Annotated in this window: 1 protein-coding gene; it reads left to right on the top strand. The window is 65.1% G+C overall.

Annotated features, from left to right (window positions below; all coding sequences use genetic code 11):
• A partial coding sequence (locus tag RVY79_RS21950) for a hypothetical protein (RefSeq protein WP_317466743.1) occupies positions 1–229 on the top strand: 229 nt, incomplete at both ends.

Here is a 229-nt window from a genome sequence, read left to right on the forward strand (position 1 = left end):
GAGGACGTGAGCTTCGAGGAAGCGCCGGACGCCTCGGCGGAGAAGGTCGGCCAACGGGGCCGCATCCGCTTCTACCGCAATCCGATGGGACTTCCCGACACCTCGCCGACCCCCAAGAAGGATTCGATGGGGATGGACTACCTGCCGGTCTACGAAGGCGACCAGGAAGACGACACGGCGGTCAAGATGAGCGCGGGGAAGCTGCAGAAAGCGGGCGTCCGTACCGAAG

The sequence above is a fragment of the Chromohalobacter sp. HP20-39 genome (genome assembly GCF_033052815.1).
Lineage (GTDB): Bacteria > Pseudomonadota > Gammaproteobacteria > Pseudomonadales > Halomonadaceae > Chromohalobacter.